This window comes from Streptomyces sp. CA-106110 (assembly GCF_050936285.1).
GTDB lineage: Bacteria > Actinomycetota > Actinomycetes > Streptomycetales > Streptomycetaceae > Streptomyces.
On the sequence record NZ_JBNJNB010000001.1, the window covers coordinates 1,876,524 to 1,901,320 of the forward strand.

27 protein-coding genes and 1 pseudogene are annotated in these 24,797 nt (G+C 70.3%); 12 read left to right on the forward strand and 16 right to left on the reverse strand.

Annotation, left to right across the window (positions count from 1 at the left end):
* Positions 1–205 precede the first annotated feature (205 nt).
* The gene (locus ACQEXA_RS08715; protein WP_433129286.1) at positions 206–1,510 is read right to left on the reverse strand and encodes a DUF6986 family protein; all 1,305 of its coding nucleotides are present in this window, start codon (positions 1,508–1,510) and stop codon (positions 206–208) included.
* A 218-nt stretch (positions 1,511–1,728) separates the two neighbouring features.
* On the opposite strand from ACQEXA_RS08715, the gene ACQEXA_RS08720 reads away from it, so the two are divergent.
* Positions 1,729–2,634: an endonuclease/exonuclease/phosphatase family protein gene (locus ACQEXA_RS08720; RefSeq protein ID WP_432935480.1), complete on the forward strand. Its 906-nt coding sequence runs from the start codon at positions 1,729–1,731 to the stop codon at positions 2,632–2,634.
* A 57-nt stretch (positions 2,635–2,691) separates the two neighbouring features.
* Here the strand turns inward: ACQEXA_RS08720 and ACQEXA_RS08725 are convergent, their stop codons facing one another.
* The 4 genes from ACQEXA_RS08725 to ACQEXA_RS08740 form a co-directional block, all read right to left on the reverse strand.
* The gene (locus ACQEXA_RS08725; RefSeq protein WP_432935478.1) at positions 2,692–3,654 is read right to left on the reverse strand and encodes an electron transfer flavoprotein subunit alpha/FixB family protein; all 963 of its coding nucleotides are present in this window, start codon (positions 3,652–3,654) and stop codon (positions 2,692–2,694) included.
* A gap of 56 nt (positions 3,655–3,710) precedes the next feature.
* Positions 3,711–4,496, reverse strand: coding sequence for an electron transfer flavoprotein subunit beta/FixA family protein (locus ACQEXA_RS08730; RefSeq protein WP_432935476.1), 786 nt, complete (start codon positions 4,494–4,496; stop codon positions 3,711–3,713).
* A gap of 326 nt (positions 4,497–4,822) precedes the next feature.
* Positions 4,823–5,332, reverse strand: a complete 510-nt coding sequence (locus tag ACQEXA_RS08735; protein ID WP_432935474.1) for a flavin reductase family protein — start codon at positions 5,330–5,332, stop codon at positions 4,823–4,825.
* A 321-nt stretch (positions 5,333–5,653) separates the two neighbouring features.
* A complete protein-coding gene (locus ACQEXA_RS08740; protein ID WP_433134493.1) occupies positions 5,654–6,061 on the reverse strand; it encodes a TlpA family protein disulfide reductase in 408 nt (135 codons plus the stop codon).
* 75 nt (positions 6,062–6,136) lie between these two features.
* On the opposite strand from ACQEXA_RS08740, the gene ACQEXA_RS08745 reads away from it, so the two are divergent.
* Complete coding sequence (locus ACQEXA_RS08745; protein ID WP_433129288.1) at positions 6,137–6,553, forward strand: DUF4395 domain-containing protein; 417 nt, start codon at positions 6,137–6,139, stop codon at positions 6,551–6,553.
* Positions 6,554–6,753: 200 nt separating this feature from the next.
* On the forward strand, positions 6,754–7,482 hold the full coding sequence (locus ACQEXA_RS08750; RefSeq protein ID WP_432935470.1) for a lysophospholipid acyltransferase family protein: 729 nt from the start codon (positions 6,754–6,756) through the stop codon (positions 7,480–7,482).
* 6 nt (positions 7,483–7,488) lie between these two features.
* On the opposite strand, the gene ACQEXA_RS08755 is transcribed toward ACQEXA_RS08750, so the two are convergent.
* From ACQEXA_RS08755 to ACQEXA_RS08775, 5 genes are all read right to left on the reverse strand, one after another.
* Positions 7,489–8,181 (reverse strand): B3/B4 domain-containing protein, encoded by a 693-nt coding sequence (locus ACQEXA_RS08755; RefSeq protein WP_432935468.1) that lies wholly within the window; start codon positions 8,179–8,181, stop codon positions 7,489–7,491.
* A gap of 8 nt (positions 8,182–8,189) precedes the next feature.
* Positions 8,190–8,783: a transglutaminase domain-containing protein gene (locus ACQEXA_RS08760; protein WP_433129290.1), complete on the reverse strand. Its 594-nt coding sequence runs from the start codon at positions 8,781–8,783 to the stop codon at positions 8,190–8,192.
* Between the two features lie 89 nt (positions 8,784–8,872).
* Positions 8,873–9,943, reverse strand: a complete 1,071-nt coding sequence (locus ACQEXA_RS08765) for a threonine aldolase family protein (protein ID WP_432935464.1) — start codon at positions 9,941–9,943, stop codon at positions 8,873–8,875.
* Positions 9,940–10,692, reverse strand: a complete 753-nt coding sequence (locus ACQEXA_RS08770; protein ID WP_432939802.1) for an SDR family NAD(P)-dependent oxidoreductase — start codon at positions 10,690–10,692, stop codon at positions 9,940–9,942. Before ACQEXA_RS08770 ends, ACQEXA_RS08765 begins: the two co-directional genes overlap by 4 nt.
* A gap of 35 nt (positions 10,693–10,727) precedes the next feature.
* Positions 10,728–12,689 (reverse strand): recombinase family protein, encoded by a 1,962-nt coding sequence (locus tag ACQEXA_RS08775; protein WP_433129292.1) that lies wholly within the window; start codon positions 12,687–12,689, stop codon positions 10,728–10,730.
* Positions 12,690–12,743: 54 nt separating this feature from the next.
* Between ACQEXA_RS08775 and ACQEXA_RS08780 the strand changes: the two are divergent.
* Positions 12,744–12,830: pseudogene (locus tag ACQEXA_RS08780) on the forward strand (hypothetical protein); the annotation flags it as partial.
* A 142-nt stretch (positions 12,831–12,972) separates the two neighbouring features.
* Positions 12,973–13,716 (forward strand): hypothetical protein, encoded by a 744-nt coding sequence (locus tag ACQEXA_RS08785; RefSeq protein WP_432935460.1) that lies wholly within the window; start codon positions 12,973–12,975, stop codon positions 13,714–13,716.
* Here ACQEXA_RS08785 and ACQEXA_RS08790 read toward each other — a convergent pair.
* Positions 13,608–15,026 carry a DUF6421 family protein gene (locus tag ACQEXA_RS08790; RefSeq protein ID WP_432935458.1) on the reverse strand — a complete coding sequence of 473 codons (1,419 nt, stop codon included), beginning with the start codon at positions 15,024–15,026 and terminating at the stop codon, positions 13,608–13,610. The two genes, ACQEXA_RS08785 and ACQEXA_RS08790, sit on opposite strands and share 109 nt — an antisense overlap.
* 499 nt (positions 15,027–15,525) lie before the next feature.
* Here ACQEXA_RS08790 and ACQEXA_RS08795 point away from each other — a divergent pair, with 499 nt between their 5' ends.
* Positions 15,526–16,209, forward strand: coding sequence for a glycerophosphodiester phosphodiesterase (locus ACQEXA_RS08795; protein ID WP_433129294.1), 684 nt, complete (start codon positions 15,526–15,528; stop codon positions 16,207–16,209).
* A 44-nt stretch (positions 16,210–16,253) separates the two neighbouring features.
* On the opposite strand, the gene ACQEXA_RS08800 is transcribed toward ACQEXA_RS08795, so the two are convergent.
* Positions 16,254–16,814, reverse strand: a complete 561-nt coding sequence (locus ACQEXA_RS08800; protein WP_432935454.1) for a GNAT family N-acetyltransferase — start codon at positions 16,812–16,814, stop codon at positions 16,254–16,256.
* Between the two features lie 72 nt (positions 16,815–16,886).
* On the opposite strand from ACQEXA_RS08800, the gene ACQEXA_RS08805 reads away from it, so the two are divergent.
* Positions 16,887–17,279 carry a VOC family protein gene (locus ACQEXA_RS08805; RefSeq protein WP_432935452.1) on the forward strand — a complete coding sequence of 131 codons (393 nt, stop codon included), beginning with the start codon at positions 16,887–16,889 and terminating at the stop codon, positions 17,277–17,279.
* A gap of 60 nt (positions 17,280–17,339) precedes the next feature.
* Entirely contained in the window at positions 17,340–18,110 is a 771-nt protein-coding gene (locus ACQEXA_RS08810; protein ID WP_432935450.1) for a VOC family protein, read from the forward strand.
* Positions 18,111–18,142: 32 nt separating this feature from the next.
* Here ACQEXA_RS08810 and ACQEXA_RS08815 read toward each other — a convergent pair whose 3' ends face one another.
* A complete protein-coding gene (locus ACQEXA_RS08815; protein WP_432935448.1) occupies positions 18,143–18,769 on the reverse strand; it encodes a MarR family winged helix-turn-helix transcriptional regulator in 627 nt (208 codons plus the stop codon).
* Between the two features lie 35 nt (positions 18,770–18,804).
* Entirely contained in the window at positions 18,805–20,442 is a 1,638-nt protein-coding gene (locus ACQEXA_RS08820) for an FUSC family protein (RefSeq protein WP_432935446.1), read from the reverse strand.
* 173 nt (positions 20,443–20,615) lie between these two features.
* On the opposite strand from ACQEXA_RS08820, the gene ACQEXA_RS08825 reads away from it, so the two are divergent.
* The 4 genes from ACQEXA_RS08825 to ACQEXA_RS08840 all read left to right on the forward strand — a co-directional run bounded on the left by ACQEXA_RS08825 (position 20,616) and on the right by ACQEXA_RS08840 (position 23,858).
* A complete protein-coding gene (locus ACQEXA_RS08825) occupies positions 20,616–21,161 on the forward strand; it encodes a DUF5134 domain-containing protein (protein ID WP_433129296.1) in 546 nt (181 codons plus the stop codon).
* A 250-nt stretch (positions 21,162–21,411) separates the two neighbouring features.
* Positions 21,412–22,347 (forward strand): M56 family metallopeptidase, encoded by a 936-nt coding sequence (locus ACQEXA_RS08830; RefSeq protein WP_433129298.1) that lies wholly within the window; start codon positions 21,412–21,414, stop codon positions 22,345–22,347.
* A 71-nt stretch (positions 22,348–22,418) separates the two neighbouring features.
* Positions 22,419–23,126: a phosphatase PAP2 family protein gene (locus ACQEXA_RS08835; protein ID WP_432935440.1), complete on the forward strand. Its 708-nt coding sequence runs from the start codon at positions 22,419–22,421 to the stop codon at positions 23,124–23,126.
* 33 nt (positions 23,127–23,159) lie between these two features.
* On the forward strand, positions 23,160–23,858 hold the full coding sequence (locus ACQEXA_RS08840) for an HAD family hydrolase (RefSeq protein ID WP_432935438.1): 699 nt from the start codon (positions 23,160–23,162) through the stop codon (positions 23,856–23,858).
* Between the two features lie 13 nt (positions 23,859–23,871).
* On the opposite strand, the gene ACQEXA_RS08845 is transcribed toward ACQEXA_RS08840, so the two are convergent.
* Positions 23,872–24,117: a DUF2630 family protein gene (locus tag ACQEXA_RS08845; RefSeq protein WP_359402547.1), complete on the reverse strand. Its 246-nt coding sequence runs from the start codon at positions 24,115–24,117 to the stop codon at positions 23,872–23,874.
* A 5-nt stretch (positions 24,118–24,122) separates the two neighbouring features.
* Entirely contained in the window at positions 24,123–24,785 is a 663-nt protein-coding gene (locus tag ACQEXA_RS08850; protein ID WP_432935436.1) for a TetR family transcriptional regulator, read from the reverse strand.
* Between the last annotated feature and the right edge of the window lie 12 nt (positions 24,786–24,797).

Here is a 24,797-nt window from a genome sequence, read left to right on the forward strand (position 1 = left end):
GGGCACCCGGGAACCCTGTGAGGCCGCACGTGACCGAAGGCTCCGGGCGCACAATCGCCGTAGATGATGTGCGGGCCGTCCACCGCCGGCCGCATCCACGCCGCGATCCTTTCCGGGTTCAGGGCCGGGCGCTCGGACCCCGTGCCGCCGTGCAGGCCGTGGGTGCCGACACCCACCTGGGAGCCCTGCCTCGAACGCAGGCTGCTCAGGTCCCCGAGATCGTGAGATCGCCTCGCCTGGGCGCCGCGAAGCCCTCCAGGTCCGCCCGGGTCAGGCCGGTGGCCTTCGCCACCTCCTCGACGTCCAGCGCGCCGCAGTCCAGCCCCCGCAGCAGATAGCCGCTGAGCGCCTTGGCGGTCGCGGGCTCGTCCATGACGTCGCCGGCGGTGCGATGGACATAGCGGGCGAGCCGTGCCGCGGCCTGCTCGAAGCCCTCCCGGTAGAAGGCGAACACGGCGGCGTACCGGGTCGGCAGATGTCCGGGATGCATGTCCCAGCCCTGGTAGTAGGCGCGGGCCAGCGCCCGCCGGGTGAGCCCGTAGTGCAGCCGCCAGGCTTCGTGCACCTTCTCCGTCGGGCCGACCGGCAGGACGTTCGTGGAGCCGTCGCAGACGCGTACGCCGGTGCCGGCGGCCGCCACCTGCATGACCGCCTTGGCGTGGTCGGCGGCCGGGTGGTCGCTCGCCTGGTAGGCCGCGGACACCCCGAGGCAGGCGCTGTAGTCGAAGGTGCCGTAGTGCAGTCCGGTGGCGCGGCCCCCGGCGGCGTGGATCATCCGGGCGACCGTCGCGGTGCCGTCGGCGGCGAGAATGGCCTGGCTGGTCTCGACCTGGATCTCGAATCCGAGCCGCCCGGGCCGGAGGCCGCGCGCCGTCTCGAACGCCTCCAGCAGCCGCACCATGGCGGTGACCTGCTCGGCGTAGGTGACCTTGGGCAGCGTCAGCACCAGCCCGTCGGGCAGACCGCCGGCCTCCACAAGGCCCGTCAGGAAGATGTCCAGCGTGCGGATCCCGCGCTCCCGTACTGCCGCCTCCATGCACTTCATCCGGATGCCCATGTACGGCGCGGCCGTGCCGTTCGCATACGCTCCGGCGATCAGCCGGGCCGCGCGGGCCGCTGCCTCGTCCTCCTCGGCGTCCAGGCGGTGGCCGTAGCCGTCCTCGAAGTCCACCCTCAGGTCTTCCACCGGCTCGCGCCGCAGTTTCGCGCGCACACGGTCGTGGACGGGCCCGGCCAGCTCGTCGGCGAGCCCCAGGACGGCGGCCAACGACTCGGCGTCGGGGGCGTGTTCGTCCAGGGAGGTGAGGGCCTGGTCACCCCAGGAGCGGATGGTTCCGGCGGTGAAGGCGTCCGCGGGGACGTAGACCGTGTGGACGGGCTGGCGCGTGCCGCGGTCACCGGGATAGCGGAGCTCCAGCTCTCGGTCGACCGGTGCGAGAGACGCGCTGATCTCCTCGCTGACGGCGCCCGCAAGGCTCGTCGCCACCCGCTCCTGCTGGCCTTCGCCCATCCCACACCCTCCCGTTTTCCGCTCCACGGAATCAACAATCCGTAGAACGAAGCTATCCACGGCTCTCGGCGCCGGTCAACACCCTCTTGCGTGCCGGGCCTTCCTCGCCTTCCATGGGGGACACGCCCACCTTTGCCATGTTCACGCCCGTCTGATACGGCTCTGTCACACTACGGTGCGCCCGGCTCGTCCGGCACCCGCCTCGCAAGGAGCCCCTCGTGCCCCACCTCAGCCGAGTCACGCGCCGCCTGGGCCTCAAGAGCGTCGCGGCGGCCGCGGTCACCCTCCCGCTGTGGAGTACGGCTCTGTCCCTTCAGCACGCCTCGGCCACCGATCCGCAGGACAGCCGTCTGGAGGTCATGTCGTTCAACCTGCGCTTCGCGAGCACCACCGAACCCAACAGCTGGGCCGTCCGACGACCGGTGATGCGCGAACTGCTGCACAGAGAGCGGCCGCACGTCCTCGGGACCCAGGAGGGCCTCTACCAACAGGTCCGTGACATCGCGGCGGACCTCGGGGCGGGCCACGCATGGATCGGCACGGGCCGCGCGGGCGGCAGCCGTGACGAGTTCGTGGCCGTCTTCTACGACACCCTGCGGCTCACTCCGGTGGAGTACGACCACTTCTGGCTCTCCGATACCCCAAAGGTGATCGGCTCCAACACCTGGGGCGGTGCCTGCATCCGCATGGTCACCTGGGTCCGCTTTCGCGACGTGCGCCAGGGCGGACGGGAGTTCTACCTCCTCAACACCCACCTGGACAACGCCAGTCAGTACGCGCGCTCGCGCGCCGCATCCCTGATCACCGACCGCATCGCCGGACTCGACCGCTCGCTGCCGGTCGTGGTGACGGGTGACTTCAACGCGGCGGCCCACAGGAATCCCGTCTACGACACGCTTCTGGGCGCCGGACTCGTCGACACCTGGGATGCGGCAGAGGAGCGCTCCGCGCTGTACGGCACCTTCCACGGCTACCGGCCGCTGAAGCCGAACGGCGACCGCATCGACTGGATCCTGGCCACACCCGGCGTTTCGGCGCACCGGGCCTCGGTGAACACGTTCTCCCACAACGGCCGGTTCGCCAGCGACCACCTGCCCGTGCAGGCGTCGCTCACCCTGGGATGACACGAGGCCCCCGCGACCGCCGGCGCGGTCGCGGGGGCCTCGTGCCCGCGGAGTCGCTCAGCCCTTGCGGGACTTGATCTCCTCGGTCAGCTGCGGGACGACCTCGAAGAGGTCACCCACCACGCCGTAGTCGACCAGGTCGAAGATCGGCGCCTCGGAGTCCTTGTTGATCGCGACGATCGTCTTCGAGGTCTGCATACCGGCGCGGTGCTGGATCGCACCGGAGATACCGGAGGCGATGTACAACTGCGGGGACACGCTCTTGCCGGTCTGGCCGACCTGGTTGGTGTGCGGGTACCAGCCCGCGTCCACCGCGGCACGCGAGGCGCCGACGGCCGCGCCGAGGGAGTCGGCGAGCGCCTCGATGACCGCGAAATTCTCCGCGCCATTGACTCCGCGGCCACCGGAGACCACGATCGCGGCCTCGGTCAGCTCCGGACGGCCCGTCGACTCACGCGGCGTACGGGCGGTGACCTTGGTGCCGGTGGCCTTCTCGGAGAAGGACACGGTCAGCGCCTCCACCGCACCGGCGGCCGGGGCGGCCTGAACCGCGGCCGAGTTCGGCTTGACGGTGATGACCGGGGCGCCCTTGCTGACACGGGAGGTGGTGGTGAAGGAGGCGGCGAACACCGACTGGGTGGCCACCGGGCCCTCGTCGCCGGCCTCCAGGTCGACGGCGTCGGTGATGATGCCCGAGCCGATGCGCAGGGCCAGACGGGCGGCGATCTCCTTGCCCTCGGCGGAGGACGGCACCAGGACCGCGGCCGGCAAGACGGCCTCGTAGGCGGCCTGCAGCGCGTCCACCTTCGGCACGACCAGGTAGTCGGCGTACTCCGGGGCGTCGTTCGTGAGGACCTTCACGGCACCGTGCTCGGCGAGCGCGGCGGCGGTGTTCTCCGCGCCCGCACCCAGGGCGACGGCGACCGGCTCGCCGATACGGCGGGCCAGCGTGAGCAGCTCCAGGGTGGGCTTGCGGACCACGCCGTCCACGTGGTCGACGTAGACGAGAACTTCAGCCATGGGAATGGATCTCCTAGCGGATTGCGACGTCTGAGGGGCGGTCAGGCTGGGAAGCCTTAGATGAACTTCTGGCTCGCGAGGAACTCAGCGAGCTGCTTGCCGCCCTCGCCCTCGTCCTTGACGATGGTGCCCGCGGTACGCGCCGGGCGCTGGGCCGCGGCCTCGACCTTCGTCCAGGCACCCTCGAGACCGACCTGACCGGCCTCGATCTCCAGGTCCGAGAGGTCCCAGGACTGAACCGGCTTCTTCTTGGCCGCCATGATGCCCTTGAAGGAGGGGTAACGCGCCTCACCCGACTGGTCGGTGACCGAGACGACGGCCGGCAGCTGCGCCTCGAGCTGCTCGGAGGCCGTGTCGCCGTCGCGGCGGCCCTTGACCACGCCGTCCTCCACGGACACCTCGGACAGCAGCGTGACCTGCGGCACGCCCAGACGCTCGGCCAGCAGCGCCGGGACCACACCGGCGGTGCCGTCGGTGGACGCCATGCCCGAGATCACCAGGTCGTACCCGGCCTTCTCGATCGCCTTGGCCAGCACCAGCGAGGTGCCGATGATGTCCGTGCCGTGCAGATCGTCGTCCTCGACGTGGATCGCCTTGTCGGCACCCATCGACAGCGCCTTGCGCAGCGCGTCCTTGGCGTCCTCCGGACCCACCGTCAGCACGGTCACCTCGGCATCGTCCGCATCCTCGGCGATCTGGAGGGCCTGCTCGACCGCGTATTCGTCGAGCTCGGAGAGCAGACCGTCCACGTCGTCCCGGTCGACGGTCAGGTCATCGGCGAAGTGCCGGTCGCCAGTGGCGTCGGGCACGTACTTCACAGTGACAACGATCCTCAAGCTCACGCCGGCTCTCCTACTGCATCGTCATTTCTGGTCTGCCTTCTTCCAGGCAGCATAGGCGCCTGAAGCGGCCGATCCCGGTCGGGGCGACCCCGCGCTCCGAACGAAATATTACTCACCAGTACATCCAGCGAATGCCCGCTAAGCAAGCGCTTTGAACTGTGACCTTGACAACGCTGCGTAACCAGCCGGACGACCGGCCCAAGCCGGCGGAGCGGGCCGCGGCTTTCTCTGGCGGCACGCGCCCGGACCGACAGGCGCTCCCAGCGTCCCGGTGCGCGCCCAGACCGACAGGCGGTCGAGGCGCCCCCGTCCCGGGCGGTGGGTGCTCAGTCCCTCAGGCCGTTGAAGCGTCCCTGGTGATAGAGCAGCGGGCGCCCGGCTCCCGAGGGTTCGCCCAGGACGACCTCGGCGAGCACGATGCGATGGTCCCCCGCGGGGACGCGCGCGACGACACGGCACACGAGCCAGGCGAGCACGTCGTCCAGCACGGGAACCCCCTCGGGCCCCTGGCGCCACCGTGTGGGCGCGCCGAAGCGGTCGGCGCCGCTCCTGGCGAACGTATGGGCCAGGGCTTCCTGGTGTTCGCCGAGTATGTGCACGCCGACGTGGTCTGCCTCGGAGATGACGGCCCAGCTGGAGGAGCCCGCCCGGATGCCGAACGAGATGAGCGGGGGCTCGGCGGAGACGGAGGTGAGGGAGGTGGCGGTGAAGCCGACCGGCCTGCCGTCCCCTTGGGCGGTGATCACGGCCACCCCGGCCGCGTGCCGCCGGAAAACGGAGCGCAGCAAGTCGGGCGAGGCGAGCCGAGGGGTACCGAGGCCGGGCGTGGCCGTCATGGAACTGTCCTTCTGCGACGGTGACGTGGAGGGCTCCCCGCTCATGGGACCCCCGCTCGAGCAGAGCCGAGAGTGGGGGAAGGGCCACCGGCGGGGGATGATCCGTGGCTGCTCAGCAGTCCGGACAGCGCGCACTCGCGGTGCGGGCCAGGTCCACGTGGACCCGTTCGAAAAGATGGAGTTCCGGGGGCATGGGGTCAGGCTGACGATAGATGGCGGGTGCAGTCAAGTCGGTTCCGGTATCTGGGAGATACGTCATCCGCTGCCTCACAGTCACCTCACATGCTTCGGGGAGGGCCTGGCCGTGCGGCCGAGGACGTGTCAGACCGCCTCGCCGAGCGCGGCGATCACATCCGCCTTGCGCGGCTGCCCCGTGGCCCGTCGAACGATCCGCCCGTCCGCGTCCAGGACGAGCACGGTGGGCGTCTTGAGGATGTCGAGCGCTCGGACGAGTTCGAGCCGCTGCTCGGCGTCGATCTCCACATGGGCGACGCCGGGCACCATGGCGGCCACCTCGGCGAGGACCCGCCGGGTTGCCCGGCAAGGAGCGCAGAAGGCACTGGAGAACTGGACGAGCGTCGCCCGCTCGCCGAGCCCCTGACCCAACTCGGCGGCACCGAGCCGCTTTCCGCCGTCCCGCACGCGCACTCTCCCGCTCCGCCACCGGTGCAGCACTCCGAACGCACTCGCCAGCACGAGCACGGTCACACACACCACGAGTCCGCCCATCATCAGCTCCAGCATTCACAAGACTGCAAAGATTCCCGGCTCCAGGAATCGTTGCCGCTGCGGAATGCTTGATTCATGGACATCGATGCGAGGGGGCCGCGTTTCGGGGCGGCCGTGACGACCGTGGTACTGGCCGTCGTCCTGGTCACCGGCAGCGCCTGGCTACTGGCCTGGCAGCTCCTGGTGTTCGCCCTGGGCGCGGCCGGGGGTATGACGCGAGCTCCCTACGGGTGGCTGTTCCGGAGGTTCGTACGGCCCCGGATCGGGCCGCCGACGGAGTTCGAGGCCCCGCAACCACCGCAGTTCGCACAGGCGGTCGGCCTCGTCTTCGCCGCCCTCGGGCTCGTGAGCCATGTCGCCGGGTGGCAGTGGCTCGCATTCGCGGCGACCGGGGCCGCGCTCGCCGCCGCCTTCCTCAATGCCGCGTTCGGGTACTGCCTGGGGTGCGAGTTGTATCTGCTCGTACGCCGGGCGGTGATGCGTGCGGAGTAGCCGGGCGCCGGCAGGCACTGCGCAGGCGCGCCGACACGTGCTGCGGACGGGTGACGTGACGAGGATCTCGCCGCGCACCGGCACCAGAACTGGCCACGCGTCCGTTCTTCGGGCACGATCTGCGAGATGCCGCAAACCTACGGCAGCGTAACTTCCGCCGGGAGTCCCTTCCCAGGCAGAGAGAAGGGTCTGTCCCGTCCATGGCTGAGCTCGTCTACCGTCCCGTCATCGGTCTCGCCCTCACGATGTTCAAGGCATGGGACCTCAAGATCGACTGCAAGGGGTCGGAGAACATCCCCCGGTCGGGCGGCGCGGTGCTGGTGAGCAATCACATCAGCTATCTGGACTTCATCTTCAACGGCCTCGCGGCACTCCCCCAGAAGCGCCTGGTGCGCTTCATGGCCAAGGAGTCCGTCTTCCGGCACAAGGTCTCCGGCCCGCTGATGCGCGCGATGAAGCACATCCCCGTGGACCGCAAGCAGGGTGAGGCGGCGTACGAGCACGCACTGGACTCGCTCAAGGCGGGCGAGGTCGTCGGAGTCTTCCCGGAGGCCACGATCTCGCAGTCCTTCACGCTGAAGAGCTTCAAGTCGGGCGCCGTGCGCCTGGCCCAGGAGGCGGGTGTCCCGCTGATCCCGATGGCCGTGTGGGGTACGCAGCGGCTGTGGACCAAGGGGCACCCGCGCAACTTCCGGCGCAGCCACACCCCGATCACGATCCGGGTCGGCGAGGCAGTCGAAGCCTCGCGCGACACCTACGCGGGTGCGCTCACGCGCCAGCTGCGCGAGCGCGTCCAGGAGCTGCTGGAGGCCGCGCAGCGCGCCTACCCCGTGCGCCCGAAGAGCCTGGACGACACCTGGTGGATGCCCGCCCACCTCGGCGGCACGGCACCCACCCCCGAGCAGCTGCGCGCCGCCGAGGCGCACTGACCCGGGTCAGGCAGGGGCGTGGACGGTGATCCGCGCCCCGGGGCTGAACTTCTCGAGCAGTTCGGCGAGTTCGGCTCCGGCCTGCTCCATCTCGGACACCGGCATCGGAGCCAGGCCCTCCAGCAGGAAGAGTGCCGAGGTCGAATTCTCCGTGAGCCGGGTGCGCGGTCCCTGGCGCCAGTTCCAGCGGCGGCAGGTCACGCCCCTCTCGTCGCGCCAGACCACCTCGCCGGCGTCCGGGTGCTCGACCGCTTCCTCGCCCTCCGCCACGGTCACGAACTCCTCCTCGCCCGTGGCCCGTACGAGATGCATGGAACCCTCGATGAGGTCGAGGTCCTCTCCGCCGACCGGGATCAGATGGGCGACGCTGATCGCGTTGTAGATGTCGACGAGCACATTGATCCGGGGCAGGCCGGCGTCGGACAGGGCGCGCTTCGCCAGCGCCTCGGCCGAGTTGCGGGTCCGCGAAGGCTTGGCGCCGAAGGCCGTGTACGTCGCACGCCAGGCCGCCATGTGGGGATCCTCGTGCGGTGCGCGGCCGTCCAGGCGTACCGCCAGCCGACGGGCCGCGTCGTCGAGCAGGGCCGAAGTGCCTTCGGTGCTCGGCCCGTTGACGAGAGCGTGGGCCTCGATCGCGATGTGCGTGAAGCCGGGCGCCAGGGTGCGCACCGCGTCGGACACGGTCAGGTTGGGAGTCATCGCCTGCCTCAGAGTGCGGTGGGGAGCGTCTTCCAGAGGGCCTCTCGGTCGGGCGCGGCCTGGAGGGCGTTCAGCACGACCGGATGAGGTACAGCATATAGGACTGGATAGTCCGCTTCATTGCACTCCTTCTCGGGCACCCAGGCCAACCGCTCCCCGTCGAGGGAGAACCGGGCGTCGACGCCCGGTTTGTTGCCGCGAGGGTCCTGCCGGTGCCAGGCGCCACCGAACCGCACGGCGACCAGCCCATGGACGATGTGACCGTCGCCGTCGTCGCACCGAAGCCGCTGGCAGCAGAGCGCGGTCGGGATGTCCTCGGCGCGCAGCAGGGCGGCCAGCGCGTGCGCCTTGGCATGGCAGATGCCGGTGCGCTGCTCGAGCACGTCGGAGGCGCGCCAGGTGACACGCGGATCGCCGCTGTCGCCGGAGTGCGGAATGGAGTCGCGTACGAACTCGTACGCTGTCTGCGCATAGGTATACGAGTCCATTACACGGCTCGCGAGGCGTGCGGCGGTGCTGCGAACCACCGGATGATGATGGTCGATGACCTCGTCGGCAGCCAGGTAGGCGGAAAGATCAGGGGTCTGCTGGATCAGCTCCATGCCCGCAGAGCATAGGAATGCGGCCGATCATCGAGCAATTGATTTTCGATCGGCCGCATAGCTATGCAGAATCTGATCCCTGCCGGGCGCTACCGCGCCATCTCCTCCTTGAGGGCCGCCACGAACCGGTCCACGTCCTCTTCGGTCGTATCGAAGGCGCACATCCAGCGCACGACGCCCGCGGCCTCGTCCCAGAAGTAGAAGCGGAAGCGCTTCTGCAACCGCTCGCTCACATCGTGCGGCAGACGGGCGAAGACTCCATTGGCCTGCACCGGGTAGAGGATCTCCACGCCGTGGACCGCACGCACGCCCTCCGCCAGCCGCTGCGCCATCTCATTGGAGTGACGCGCATTGCGCAGCCACAGGTCCTTGGCGAGCAGGGCCTCCAACTGCACCGACACGAAGCGCATCTTTGAGGCGAGCTGCATGGACAGCTTGCGCAGGTGCTTCATGTGGCGGACGACGTCCTGGTTGATGACGACGACCGCCTCGCCGAACAGCGCGCCGTTCTTCGTGCCGCCGAGGGAGAGGATGTCGACACCCACGGCGTTGGTGAAGGTCCGCATCGGCACGTTCAGGGAAGCAGCCGCGTTGGCTATCCGCGAGCCGTCCAGGTGCACCCTCATCCCGTGCGCATGGGCGTGCTCGCAGATCGCGCGGATCTCCTCCGGCGTGTAGAGGGTGCCTAGCTCGGTGCTCTGGGTGATCGAGACGACCTGCGGCATGGCGCGGTGCTCGTCGTCCCAGCCGTACGCCTGCCGGTCGATGAGCTCGGGCGTGAGCTTGCCGTCCGGTGTGGGCACGGTGAGCAGCTTCAGCCCGCCCATGCGCTCGGGGGCGCCGCCCTCGTCGACGTTGATGTGCGCGCTCTCCGCGCAGATGACCGCGCCCCAGCGGTCGGTGACCGCCTGGAGGGCGACGACGTTCGCACCGGTGCCGTTGAAGACCGGGAAGGCCTCGGCCGTCGCCCCGAAGTGACCGCGGACGATCCCCTGCAGGTTCTCGGTGTACGCGTCCTCGCCGTAGGCGACCTGGTGGCCGCCGTTAGCCACGGCCAGGGCGGCGAGCACCTCCGGGTGCGCCCCGGCGTAGTTGTCGCTTGCGAAACCGCGGACCTGCGGGTCGTGGTGGCGACGCGCGTCGGTCTTGGGAGGGTTCACGGCTTCTCGGTCAGCCACAGACGGTTTCCGTTCACTTCGGCTGCGGGCTTCTCCCAGACCCCGGCGATGGCCTCGGCCAGGTCCTTCACGTCAGTGAAGCCCGCGAACTTCGCGTTGGGACGCTCGGCGCGCATCGCGTCGTGCACCAACGCCTTCACCACCAGGATCGTAGCCGCCGCACGCGGTCCCTCGGCGCCCCCGGCCTTGCGGAAGAAGTCGGCCATGGCCAGCGTCCACGCCTCGGCGGCGGCCTTGGCGGCCGCATAGGCGGCGTTGCCCGCGGAGGGGTTGCTGGCGCCCGCGGCACTGATCAGGACGTACCGGCCGCGGTCGCTGCGCTGCAGCGCCTCGTGGAAGGCGAGCGTAGTGTGCTGCACAGTGCGGATGAGCAGCAGCTCCAGGAAGTCCCAGTCGTCGAGGCTGGTCTTGGTGAAGGTCTCGCTGCCCCGCCAGCCGCCGACGAGGTGCACGACACCGTCGACGCGGCCGAAGTCCTTCTCGATGTGGGTGGCCCAGGCATGGGTGGACTGCAGGTTCAGGAGGTCCACGGTGTCCCCGACGACCGTGGCGCCGCCGTGGGCGTAGCGGGCCGCATCCACGGCCTCCGAGAGCCGCTCGGGGTCGTTGTCCGCCCCGACGACCGTCGCTCCCGCCTCGGCCAGGCGCTGCAGTGTCACCCGGCCGGCGGGTCCGCCCGCGCCGGCCACCGCGATCACCGCACCGCTCAGTGGCCCGTTCCCGTTCCCCATCTTCGCCTCCTGCTGAGCAGTGTTGGTGCGGTCGCTCACGCGGCGATCCGCTCGGCGCCGTCCGCCGTGATGCCCTTGGTGGAGGGAATACGCCCGCCCGCTTCAGATTTCACTGCATCCTCCGGGGAATCGTCGATCGCACCGTAAATTTTCATGGGAGGCAGAGTGTACCCATCAGATACTTCAGTCCCAGCGTACGGGCCCAGCTCATCCAGGGCCTTGGCGTACATGCCATCAGAGAACCAGCGGCGAGCCAAGCGGTAGAAGAAACCCCAGCCCTTCCCACCCATCCGCTCGTCGCGGTCGTAGTCGTGCCATCCCGCCGCGTTACGCAGCTTCTCCAGCAGCATCTCGAAGCACGCCCGATCCTCTGGCTTGGGCTTTCGTCCCCCTGCCAGGATGCCTTCGACCCGGGCCCACTGCTCGTCGGAGACGCCGAGCGGGATGGTGATCCCGTTCTCCCGGTGCCACTCCAGCATCGGGTCCTTGCTTCCGCCTGCCCGTCCGGACACACTCTCGCCGACGATCTGGACCCGGACCCGCAGGAGCTCCAAGATCCGCTTCTTGTCGGCCGTCTCAAGATCGTGGACGTTGGAGCTGACGCGGTCGACCACCGCCCGCATGGTGTCGGCCTTCGCCTCCTTGTGCTCAGACTCCTCCAGCCACTCGGCAATGCGCTCCTGCTCATCGCGGAGCTCCTTCTCCTTGTCGGCGATCTGCTCCTTGATCTCCTCGATCAGCTTCTGGTCGCTCGCGTCGTCCTCGTCGAGGGAGGCGACCAGCGCGGCGATCTTCTTGCGTCGGGTGTTGCGCAGCCGGTTCAGCTTGTCGTCGATCTCCGCCAGGCGGGCCCGGTAGGACTCGGCGCGCTCGGGGACGCTGCCCAGCCAGTCGTCGATCAGCCCCTTGATCGCGTCGGGGTCGGTCAGGAGCTTGGCGACCTCGTCCCAGACGAATGCCTCGGTCGGCTCGGCGGGTATCTGCTTGCAGGTGTGTCCCTCGCCGGTCGTGGCCTGGTTGGAGCACCGGTAGACCGAGTCGCCCTGCTGGGCGCGGGCTGCGCCGTACCGGCTGTGGCCGCACAGGCTGATCAGGTGGCCGGAGAGCAGGTGGTTGCTGTACGTGGTCCGCGGGGTGCCCTTCATGTCCTCCAGGGCGGCCTCCAGAGCCCGGCGCCGGTCTTCCGGCAGGAGCTCGGGGAGCTCGACCTGGTAGGAGGTGGTGATCTCCTCGCCGTCCTCGTTCACGCCGGAGAAGGAGAAGTCGACGTACCCACGAACGGCCAGGCGCAGGCGGAGGACGAGGTTGTTGCCCTCCCACAGCTTCCCGGTGCGCGTGCGGTACTTCAGCTCGTTCAGTTCCTTGGCGGCCTCGCCCCGGCTCATCTTCTTGTCGATCAGGAGCTCGGCGGCCTTCTCGATGAGCTCCTTCTCGTCCTTTTTGACGACCGGCTCGCCCTCGTCGTCGAGCATGTAGCCGTAGGGCGGCGTGCCGCTGGCCCAGCCTCCCCCGGAGACCTTCTTGACCCGGCCGCCCATCGTGCGCTCCAGGATCAGGGCGTGCTCGACCTCTGCCATGTAGGCCAGGAGGGAGAGTTGGATGCCGAACATCTGGTCGTCGGAGTCGATGCGGCCGTCGGCGGTGGCGACGCGCACGCCGAAGTCGGTGACGTCGTAGACCCAGCGGTGGATGTTGCGCATGGTTCGGCCGATGCGGTCCAGCTTGGCGAAGACGACGACGTCGATCTGGCCGGCCTCGATGTCGGCCGTCAGCCGGTCGAGGTCGTCACGGTGTGCAAGTTTTCCGGACACGCCGCCATCGGTGTAGACGTCCACGATGGTGTGAGGCGTGCCCTTGAGCTGGTAGTCGATCCAGGCCCGGCATCGTTCATCTTGCACATCGAGGCCGTAGCCGTCGAGCTGCTTGGATGTGGAGACGCGCAGGTAGATGGCCACACGCAGGACCTTACGCTGGCGCGGAAGGGTCTTGGTTCCCATGGTTCCCCCCTCTTGAGATGGGCTGACGCCCTCGTCGACCTGATCGACACCTTCATGACCGACGACGAGGTCAAGCACAAGCAGCGCGTCTACGACGTGAGCCGTGTCCGCTGCAAGGGCTCCCGACTGAAGACGTTCGGCGGCACGGCCAGCGGTCCCGGCCCGTTCGCCCGCATGATGATCGACGTCGCCGCCATCCTGTCCGGCGTCACGACTGAACACGTCACCCCGACCGAGTCCATGGAGATCGACCACGCCATCGCAGAGTGCGTGGTCTCGGGCGGTGTCCGCCGAAGCGCGCGGGATGGCGATCTGCCACTGGAACGACCCGTTCATCTCGGAGTTCCTGGCGCGCAAGGAGGACGGCTCTCGGCACTGGACGACGAACATCTCGGTCGAGATCGACCAGGACTTCATCGATGCCCTGGGCAGCATCGACCACCCGCTGAACATCGAGGCGGAGGCGGTGCACGAGCTGGTCGTGCGCGGGATGCTCCTGAACGGCGAGCCCGGCTACTGGAACTCGACCTACTCCAACGAGGGCGAGGTCAACGAGGTCATCGCCACCAACCCGTGCGGAGAGATCGCGCTCCCCGAGACCGGCGCGTGCGTGCTCGGCCACGTCAACATGGACTACTTCGCACCGAAGACCATGCTCGACACCTACGACCGGGCTGGCCTGACTCGGGCGCATGAGCTGATGACGCGGTTCCTGATACGGGCCACGTACGGCGACATGACGGACGACCAGCAGCGCGAGGTCATGCACAGCGAGCGTCTACCTCCAGCACCGTTGCGACTGTCCGTGCCACCCGAGGGGCCTTCGCCGGGTCCGCTGGGAGGACACCCTCGATCGGTAGATACCAAGAAGCCCCCGCCTCACGACGGGGGCTTGCTTGTTGGTCGCGTTTTGCCTGGTCAGGCCGTCTTGGAGCTGGCGATCTCGAACTCGAAATCTGAAGCGGTTCCGCGAATCCCCTTGGTGGAGGCAACCACATTCTTCAGCTTCTTGGACAGTGCCTCGTAGAACATGCTCAGCGGAAACTCGTCCGGAAGCACGTCATCGACGAGCTTGCGCGGCGGCAGGGACAGGTCGAGGGCGTCGGGACCCTTGGCCCACGTGGAGCCCGGGTGCGGGGCGAGATAGGTGGAGACCAGCTCGTAGGCCTTGAACCAGTGGACGAGCTTCGGGCGGTCGATGCCCTCCCGGTACAGCGTCTCGATCTCCGTGCACAGCTGGTTGGTGATCTGCGGGGCGCGCTGCCAGTCGATGGACAGCTTGTTGTCCGTCCAGCGGACCACGTCGTGCTTGTGCAGGTAGGCGAAGAGCAGCTGGCCGCCGAGACCGTCGTAGTTGCGCACGCGCTCGCCCGTCACCGGGAACCGGAACATACGGTCGAAGAGCACCGCGTACTGCACGTCACGACCCTGCGGGAAGCCGTCGGCATCCAGCTTCACGGCCTCCTTGAAGGCGGTGAGGTCGCACCGCAGCTCCTCCAGGCCGTACATCCAGAACGGCTGGCGCTGCTTGATCATGAAGGGGTCGAACGGCAGGTCACCGTGGCTGTGGGTGCGGTCGTGGACCATGTCCCACAGCACGAAGGCCTGCTGGCAGCGCTCCTGGTCGTGGACCATGGCGGCGATGTCCTCGGGCAGCTCCAGGCCCAGGAGGTCGACGGCGGCCGCGGTGACACGGCGGAAGCGGGCCGCCTCACGGTCGCAGAAGATGCCGCCCCAGGAGAACCGCTCCGGGGCCTCGCGCACGGCGATGGTCTCCGGGAAGAGGACGGCCGAGTTGGTGTCGTAACCGGCGGTGAAGTCCTCGAAGGTGATGCCGCAGAACAGCGGGTTGTCGTAGCGGGTGGCCTCCAGCTCGGCGAGCCAGTCGGGCCAGACCATGCGCAGGACGACCGCTTCGAGGTTGCGGTCGGGGTTCCCGTTCTGTGTGTACATCGGGAAGACGACCAGGTGCTGGAGTCCGTCCCTGCGGTCCGCGGCGGGCTGGAAGGCCAGCAGCGAGTCAAGGAAGTCCGGCACCTTGAAGCCGTCGTCGGCCCAGCGGTGCAGGTCCTTCAGCAGCGCCTCGTGGTAGGCGTTGTCGTGCGGCAGCAGCAGGGAGAGCTCCGCGACGGCGTCCGCCACACGGCGCACCGCGAGGACGGCGTCCGCCGGGGCCGGCGCGCCCTCGGCGTCGAAGTCGATGGAGCCGTCCTTGGACTGCCATGGCCGGATCTGTTCCACGGCACTCTTGAGCACGGGCCAAGCCGGATGGTCCACCACCCTGCCCTGCGGAGGAACCTGCCCCTCCGGACCCAGCTGCACAAGAATTTCCGTCATGACCCAACCTCCACGGGAGAACCTCGCGTAAGGACACCGTATGCATACGAGGTTTCTTCCAGCAAGAGGGCCCTCGGGAAATTATCCTGCCCTCCCCCCCGCTTCACCGCTCTTTTTCCTGTCAGACGCCGACAGGTCGATGAGTTCCTCGAACCGTCACCCGACTGCGCGAAGGCCGCCGGCGAGCCGGGCCGGGCCTCGGGAACACCCGTCCCCGGGTGACGCTCAGAGCGGATGGCGGCCGCGGGACGTCTGAGACGAGAGGGGCGAAGTCCGGCCGGACGGGCGGACACGGCATAAGTCAACGCCCAAGCGACACGCCCACCATAGAGCGACACACGGTCGGCGACACCGTCCGGATTCACGCCGCGCCGCGTACCCATTGGCCGTGTACGAGCGGGTTCAGCGGAGAGCCGGGCCATTAGGCTGCGGCCTTGCCGTGCCGGTGTCGGGACGCCGCGCGGCAGCCGAGCCGCCGTCGACGGAAGCGAGTTGAACCTTGAACTTCCTCACCATCGGTCACCGCGGAATCATGGGTGTCGAGCCCGAGAACACCCTCCGGTCCTTCGTCGCCGCCGAGCACGCGGGCCTGGACCTGATCGAACTCGATCTGCATCTGAGCAAGGACGGCGCCCTCGTGATCATGCACGACGCCGACGTGGACCGTACGACCGACGGCACCGGACCGATCTCGGAGAAGACCCTCGCCGAGCTGCGGACCCTGGACGCCGGCCGTGGTGAGCGCGTGCCGGTCTTCGAGGAGGTCCTGGACGCGGTGCGGACGCCGATCCAGGCGGAGATCAAGGACGTGGCGGCCGCACGGGCGCTGGCCGAGGTCATGCACCGCCGGGACCTGGTGGGCCGGGTGGAGGTGTCGTCGTTCCACGACGAGGCTGTCGCCGAGATCGCCCGGCTGGTACCGGGCGTGCGCACCGCCCTGATCGCCGGCCGCTACGGACCCGATGTGGTGGAGCGCGCCGTCGAGGCCGGTGCCGGAACGGTCTGCCTCAACATCCGCCGGCTCACCCTCGAGGTCGTCGAGCACGCCCGCGAGGCGGACCTGAGGATCATCGCCTGGGTCGTCAACACCCTGGACCACCTGCGGCTGGTCCGCGCCCTGGAACTGGACGGCGCGACCACCGACTACCCGGAGATCAAGCGCACCGGCCGGTACACCGCGTGAGCGTCACTCCGGGCTGAGCGTCGCTCCGGGCGCCGCGCCCGGAGTCAGACCAGCGGCTTGACCAGCAGCTCGAACTGCAGGTCGGCGCGCTGCGGGATGCCGAAGCGCTCGTCGCCGTACGGAAAGGGGGTCATCCGTCCCGTACGGCGGTAGCCGCGCCGCTCGTACCAGGCGATGAGGTCCTCGCGGACGGAGATCACGGTCATATGCATCTGTGAGACGCCCCAGTCCTCGAGGGCCGTACGCTCCGCCTCGGCGATGACGACCTTGCCGAGGCCCGCGCCCTGAAGCGCCGGGCTGACCGCGAACATGCCGAAGTAGGCGTGGTCGTCCCGGCGCTCGAGCTGGCAGCAGGCGACAAGCGCCCCGTCCCGCTCGACCATGAGCAGCCGGCTGTCCGCCGCGCCGATGACCTGGAGCACGCCCTCGGGGTCGGTGCGCTGCCCCTGCAGGATGTCCGCCTCGGTCGTCCAGCCGGCCCGGCTGGACTCGCCGCGGTAGGCCGACTCGATCAGCGCGACCAGCGCGTCGACGTCGACGTCGGTGGCGTCGCGGAAGATCAGGCCGGTCGCGGCGGCGGTGGCTGCTGTGGCGGCGGAGTCCATGGACTGCTTCTCCGTTTCGGTGGCGCGGCGCGGGCACGGACGAGAGTAGTCCTCGCACTAGGCTCCGGACGCATGGTCCACGTACTGAGCAGCCGCATCCTCTTGCGCCCCTCCGACCCGGAGCGCTCCCGGGCCTTCTACGGCGAGAAACTCGGGCTCCCGGTCTACCGGGAGTTCGGTACGGGGCCGGAGCGCGGAGTGGTGTACTTCCTCGGCGGCGGCTTCCTGGAAGTGGCGGGCCGCGACGAGGCGCCGCCTTCCCCCGCACTGAAGCTCTGGCTGCAGGTGCCGGATGTAGCGGTCGCACACCGGGAACTGGCCGAGGCAGGGGTCGAGATCGTGCGGCCGCCCGTGAAGGAGCCCTGGGGCCTGATCGAGATGTGGATCGAGGACCCGGACGGCACACAGATCGTGCTCGTGGAGATCCCGGCCGATCACCCCCTGCGGTACCGCCCGGGAATCTGATGCCTCCGGCCGTGTGCGGGACTAGCCTCTGAAGGGGACGCGAGCGGTGGGAGGCACGTCATGAGGCTCGAGAAACCGGTGCCCGGAGGACCCTGCTGGACCGAGCTCGGTACCAGCGACATGGAGGCGGCCAAGCGGTTCTACGCCGACCTGTTCGGCTGGCGGCCGGAGACGGATCCCCGTCAGGAGGCGGGCGGGTACACGGTCGCGCATCTCGGCGACGCGGCGGTCGCGGCCCTCTCGCCGCTGTACCAGGAGTCACAGCCGGTCGCCTGGAACGTGTCGTTCGCGGTGACCGACGCGGAGGCGGCGGCGGAAGCGGTGCGGGCGGCCGGCGGCACGGTGATCCTCGGGCCGATGGACGTGTTCGACGCGGGCCGTTTCACGGTTGCGCGCGACCCGGGCGGCGCTGCCTTCCAGATGTGGCAGCAGCGGACCTTTCCCGGTGCGGGGCTGTTCAACGCGCCCGGCTCGCTCGGCTGGGTGGAGCTGCTGACCCGGGAACCCGACAGGGTCACCGACTTCTACACCACGGTCTTCGGCTGGAGCGTGAACGCCTCCGAGGAATACACGCAGTGGGGGATCGACGACGCCGACTTCGGCGGCATGCTGACGATGGACGACCGGTTCGCCGCCGAGGTGCCGCCGCACTGGCTGCCCTACTTCGCGGTGGAGGACGTGGACACCACGGTGTCCGCGGCGGCGCAGGCGGGTGCGAGCGTCCAGACGAAACCGATATCGGTCCCCGACGGTCCCCGCATCGCCGTCCTGAAGGACCCGCAGGGCGCCGTGTTCGGCGTGTACACGGAGGGCCCGGAGGCCGAGGACTAGGCGCTGTCGGGCGCCCCCGTGGCGGTGCGCGGTCAGCCGCGCGGAGCGCCGAGCCGGCCTTCCAGCTGGACGAGCAACTCACCCAGCAGTGCGGCCAGTTCGCGCTGACCGTCGGCGTCGAGACCGGACAGCGCGGCTCTCTCGTAGGAGAGCTGCTCGGGCAGGATGCCGTCGACGAGGTCGTGGCCCGCGTCGGTGAGGTGGACACGGGCCACCCGGCGGTCCCGGGTGTCGCCGCGCCGCTCGACCAGGCCGCGTTCGGTCAGCTGCTTGAGGCGTTTGGTGACGGCGGCACCGGAGGAGAAGGTCTCGCGGGCGATCTCACCGGGCGTCAGCTCGTGGCCGGTGCGCCGCAGGGTGCCGAGTACGTCGAACTCGGGCCGGGTCAGCCCCACCCGGCGCAGCGGCGCGTCCTCCGCCTGCTGGAGCAGGGCGGCACAGCGGTTGACGCGGCCGATGATCTCCATGGGCCCGGTGTCGACATCGGGCCGGACCGCGTGCCACTGGCGCACCACGGCCGCGACGATGTCGTCCGCAGGGGCACGCCTGGGCGGCTGCCCGACGGCCCCGGCGTCCGCGTGCCGCGGTCCCTCCGCGCCGTCGCCCGTGTCCTGCCGCCCGGCGGCTCCGGTCCCCGGCCCTCCGTTTCCTGCCGTCATGCCCGTACGCCTTCCGAGGTGTGCAGTCCCTGCCGTCATGCCCGTACGCCTTCCGAGGTGTGCAGTCCCTGCCGTCGTACCGTCGCGGCGAGCGTACGGTGCCCGTCCTGCTCGGCGCGCAGCACTCGCTCCTCCGGCAGGGCGCGCTGCCACCATTCGCCGGAGGCGGCGTCGACCGCGGCGCGCAGGTCCACGACGGCGGCGGCCAGAGCGCGGCGCGCCCCCTCCAGGTCCGCCGGCTCGGGGGGGTCCGCCACAAGCACGCGGGCGGCGCGCTCACGGGTCCGCTCCACTGCGGCGAGGGCGTCTTCGATACGGTCACCGGCGCGCCGGTTGGTGACGGCGATCGCGGCGGCGAAGCCGACCAGCGCCCCGATGAGGGTGTCCACGACCCGGTCGGCCATCAGCGCGCCCGGCTCCTGGTGGTGGCCGAACTCGGTGATGAGCAGGGCCATCGGCGTCACGCAGACGCTGCCGATCCAGTAGTTCCGGCTGATCAGCGCCTCGGCGCCGAAGTTGAAGGCGAGACCGCACAGCACCAGGGCCAGCTGGCTCAGATGGGCGACCGGGGCGACGGCGGCGAACAGCAGGACCCCGACGAGGTTGCCGACGACCCGCTGGATGCCGCGGCGCCAGGTGAGGGTGACGTTGGCCTGGTAGATCGAGGCGGCGGTGACCAGCGCCCAGTACGGGCGGCCGACGCCGAGTGCGAGCGAGACGTATCCGGCGAGGGCACAGCCGAGCGCGGTGCGCAGGACGAGGGGGGCGAGCGGGGCGAGCCTGTGGTGCAGCGGGCGCGGCGGGCTGTCGAGTTCGAGTTCCACGCCGAGGAGTTCGTCGGCAGCCTCGCCGAGGTCGTCCGGCCGCGGAACGGGCCCGGTGCCCCGCAGTGCGCGGGCCCAGGCGCGCAGTCGCTCGGAGTCGGTGTCCGCGGGCGCCGCGAGCGCCACCTCGGCCCGGACGAGGAGCCGTTCCAGGGCACGCCGGGGCACGGAGCGGGCGCCGGTGGACAGCAGTGACTGCCAGGCGGTGTGCACGGCGGCCGCGGCACCGGCCCGGGCGGCGGTTTCACCGGTCGCCGCGAACGCGGCGGCGGCGCTCAGGGCGTGGGCGGTGGCCCGGCGCTCGGGGCCGTGGGGCCGCAGCAGACCGGGGGCCATGCCCACGATCCAGGACCAGGCGCCAGCCGCTGCGGCGAGGGCGACATGGCCCGGCACCTGGCCGAGGGACTGCGGCACGGACAGGGCCGCCGAGGTGACGAAGGTGAAGATCACATTGCCCGGGGGGCCGAGACGGGTCGCGTCGCACAGCGCCTTGTGGACCGCCGCGAGCAGGGCGCCGACGGTGACCAGCACCACCGGGTCCGTAGTCAGCGACGCCGCGACCAGGGAGACGGCCAGGCCGCTCACCATGGCGAGGACGACCCGGATGAGGATCCCCGCCCGGGCCGAGTACGGGCGGTTGTGCGCGTAGAGGGCGCAGAGCGAGCCCGCCATCGTGTACGCCGCGAGATCGAGGCGGCCCAGGGCGAGCAGGGTGAGGTTCGGCGGTGCGACCCCGGCGACCACGCTCAGCGCGGGCTTGAACCAGATGTCGGAGGGCCTGCCGAGGCGCAGGAGACCGGACAGGGGAAGCGGACGCACTCGGGAGGATCGGCGGTTCGCACTGCTCATGAGGGCAAGTTTAGCAGGTGTTTTACTCGTAAATGATTTCTGGGACCGCGGCCCTGGCCTGCGGCTCGAGCCTCCCGCGCTCCCCCTGTACCCCTGTGCGCTCGCTTGCGCACCATCCGTGACGGGAATGCCTCCAGCGACTGTCCGAGACCGTCGAACGGGGGAGGTGCGCGGTGCACGGACCGTCGTCACCCGGCTGGCTGCTCGTCGCGCTGTGCACGGCGACCGGGGCCTACTGTCTGCTGCGCATGCGCAGCGCCGTCGAGGAACAGCGCCGGGCCGCGGGCGGCGAGGCGCTGATGGGGTTCGGCATGGCCGCGATGGCCGTGCCCACGACGGTGGCCGCGCCGCCCCGCTGGGCCCTGATCGCCTACGTCGTGGTCTTCGGGGGCGCGGCCGTGCGCACCCTGTGGGCCGCGCGTAGCGGCGGCCACCACCTGCACCACCTGGTGGGAGCGTTCGCCATGGCGTACATGGCGGCGGCGATGGTCTCCTCTCCTGGACACCACGGCCACAGCGGCATCGCCCCGGTCACCGGTGCTCTCCTCCTCTACTTCGCGATGTACGTGCTGTGGTCCGGAGCGCGGTTGGTGCCGGTCGCGGCGACGGCCGGGGCCGGGGGCGCACGCCTCGTCGGCTGGGGCGACCGACAGGAACTGGCACGCGCCTGCCGGCTGTCGATGGCCATCGCGATGCTGGCGATGCTCCTCACCCTCTGACCAGGGCGCATCGCGCTCTGACGGCGCCACGCGCGAAGAAGACCCGTCCTTCCCCGGCGCCGAGGCGGACTGCCGGCCGGTGCCGTGGCGAACTGCCTCCGGCGCCCGGGCGACCGGCCTCCGGCGCCCGGGCGACCGGCCTCTGGTGCCGTGGTGAACTCCGCCCGGTCCCGTCGCCGACGGTGGCGTACGTCACTTTGCCGCGACAGTACGTACCCCATGACGACACCCGGCTCATAGGCTTCGGCCCATGATGGTCCCCGCGGCACTGCTGCTGCTCGGCGCCCTGACCGCCGTTCTCGCTCCGCGGCTGCTCGCCCGGGCGGACTGGCCGGACCGAGAACCGGTGGTCGCCCTGTGGGTGTGGCAGTGCGTGGTGGCGGCGGTTCTGGTGTGCTGCGCGCTGTCGATGACGCTGAGCGCGGCCGCCGCCTGGGCGGCCGTGAGGGACCATGTGTTCGCCACCGCGCCGGTCTCGGTCGTGGACGCCTACGCGCTGGGTTCCGGGAGCATGTGGGCCGCTGCCACCGCCGTGGCACTGGCGTGCGGCGGGGCGTGGAGCGCGGCGATGCTGGTCCGCGAGGTCGCCAGGGCGCGGGCCCGGCGTCGGCAGAGCAGGGCCGAACTGCTCGTACGAGCCCCGCTGTTGCCCGGCGAGGAGACCCGCAGGGACCGGCTGGTGGTCCTGGAGGGAGAGCGTGCGGAGGCCTGGTGGTTGTCCGGCGCCACGCCCCAACTGGTCGTCACCACGGAGGCGTTGCGCCGACTGAAGGGCAAGCAGCTGGACGCGGTGCTCGCCCATGAGCAGGGGCACGCGCGGGCCCGCCACGACTGGCTGCTGCACTCCTCGGCCGCGCTGGCCAACGGATTTCCCCAGGTGCCGGTCTTCGCAGCGTTCCGCGACGAGATGCACCGGCTGGTCGAACTGGCCGCCGACGACATGGCCTCGCGCCGCCACGGCCGCCTCACCACGGCTCTCGCCCTGGTCGAACTCAACGAGGACCGGGGCGTCTTCGGGCCCTGTCCCACCCCGCAGGCCCATGTTCCGCATCGTGTCCACCGTCTCCTCACGCCCCCGGACCGGCTGCCGGCGGCACAGCGGCTGCGGCTGACGGCGACCGCGGCACTGGTTCCGGTGATCCCGGTGCTGGTGGCGTTCGTACCGGGGCTGCGGGCACTGGGGTGAACCGGGCGCCCGGGTCACACGGGCGCCGTGTCCGTTGACCGGAAGGCCCGCACAGGGGCGAGGATCAGGGTATGCAGCCCCTGCCCGTCGACTCACCGATCCGGCGCCCGGCCCCGCGAGGTGCGGAAGTCGCCGCCACGGCCCTGGGCTGCGCGTCGCTGCTGCTTCTGGTGCTGGTGACCATCCCCTGGCACCCGCTCGTGGCGCTGGACGCGGACATCGCGCGCACGATGCACGGCTGGGCGCTCGACAACCCGGTCCTCACACGCACGGCCCGCCTCCTCACGGACTGGGTGTGGGACCCGGCGACCATGCGCATCCTGTGCGCGGTCGCGGTGTTCTGGCTCCTGTGGCGGCAGCGGGACCGCCGGCTCGCCCTGTGGGTGGCGGCCACCTGCGCGCTGGGCGCGGTCGCGCAGAACGTCGCCAAGGCGGCCATCGGCCGAGCACGCCCCGAGTGGCCCGACCCACTCGACGTAGTGCACAACGGGGCCTTCCCCTCCGGTCACGCGATGACGGCGGCTCTCGTGTGCGGGCTGCTGCTGTGGGTTCTTCGCCGGTACGGCGCCAGGGGCGTGCTGTGGTGCACGGCGCTGACCGTGGCGGTGGTCTCCGTCATCGGGGTCGGCCTGACCCGGGTCTGGCTCGGCGTGCACTGGCCGTCGGACGTGCTGGGCGGCTGGCTGTTCGGGGCGCTGCTGGTCGTGCTCGCCATGGCGTCCTATGAGCGGTGGGGCGGAGCGGAGAAGAACACGACCAGGCGGGCGGGGCGTTCTTGACGCGTGCACAGCGGGTCGCGAAACATCGTCCCCATGGCGATCAAAGGTGTGCTCTTCGACTTCTCCGGAACGTTGTTCCGTATCGAGTCGGCCGAATCCTGGCTGCGCGCGGCACTGGCGGAAGCCGGTGTCACCCTGCCCGAGGCCGAGTTGGTGCGCACGGCCGAGCTGCTGGAGTCGGCGGGCGCACTGGCCGGTGGTTCCTTCCCCGAAGGGCCGCTGCCGGAAGACCTCGCCGCGCTGTGGGCCGACCGGGACCGCAGCGCCGAGGCGCACCGGGCCGCGTACACCGGCCTGTCCCGTCGGGTGCCGCTGCCGGACCCGCGACTCCATGGCGTGCTGTACGACCGCCATATGAGACCTGCCGCCTGGCGGCTCTACCCTGACGCCGCCGAGGTGCTCGGCGCCCTGCACGGACGCGGAGTGGCCGTCGGCGTGGTCAGCAACATCGGCTGGGACCTGCGGCCGGTCTTCCGGGAGCACGGCGTCGACCCGTACGTCCACACATACGTGCTGTCATACGAGCACGGCATCCAGAAGCCGGACGCCCGGCTGTTCGCCCTGGCCTGCGACGCGCTCGGTGTCGCCCCGCAGGACACGCTCATGGTCGGCGACAACCGACGGGCGGACGGCGGGGCCGCGGCGCTCGGCTGTGCGGTGCACTTCGTCGACCATCGCCCGGTGACCGAGCGGCCGGACGGGCTCCGCCCCGTGCTGGGCCTGATCGGCTGACCCCGCCCCCGTCTCAGCCCTGGTAGCCCTCGACCTCGGACGCCGGCCGGACACGCGCCTCGTCCGGGTTCTCGCCGAACTCGGCCTTCGCGCGGCGCTGGCGCAGCAGGTCCCAGCACTGGTCCAACGCTTGTTCCAGCTCGACGAGCCGTGCGTGCTCGGTGGAGCTGTCGATCCGGCCGGACGACACCGCCTCACGCAGGCCGCGTTCCTCGTCCACCATCGCCGTGATCCTTGCCAGGATCTGGTCTTCACCCATGTGCGTCATGCCTCCTTGGGACTCGTGCCCACTCTAGGGACGGGCCGGCTCCTCTGCGACAGCTGTGCCGCAGGCCTCGTCCTGCGCCGGTGGCCGCTCAGGGCGGCGCGCAGGGGCGGACCCAGGATCCGTCGTACATCCGCGGCGTCCAGTGCCTGCACCGGGCCGAGCGGGTTCAGATAGCGGGTGAAGATCAGGCCGCCGAGCACGGCGACAGCTGCCGTGGCCCGGTCCGTGGCGTCCCGACCGCCGAGATGGCTCGCGATCCGGCCGAGGATCTCGCGCTCCAGGAACTCGCGGAACACCCGCATCACGTCCTCGTCCCGCAGCGCCGTGCCGTCCATCGCCGCGAATCCGCTGCCGGACGGGTCCTCCCACAGGGCGGTGACGGCGTCCAGGAGGCGGTCGGCGAGCCCCGCCTGATCACCGTCCAGGGCGCTCACGATCGCGTTCGACTGTCCGCAGCGCAAATTCATCGACTCGCCGAACAGACCCTGCTTCGAACCGAAGTGGTAGCCGATGAGCGCCACGTCCACCTCGGCCTCGGCGGCGATCGCGCGCAGCGTCGTGCCCTGGTAGCCCCGCTCCAGGAAGAGGGTGCGGGCGACCCCGGTGATACGGGCTCTGGTGGCGGGGCGGCCCGGCGGCCGACCGCGGGATTTATTCATCAGCGTTGAATA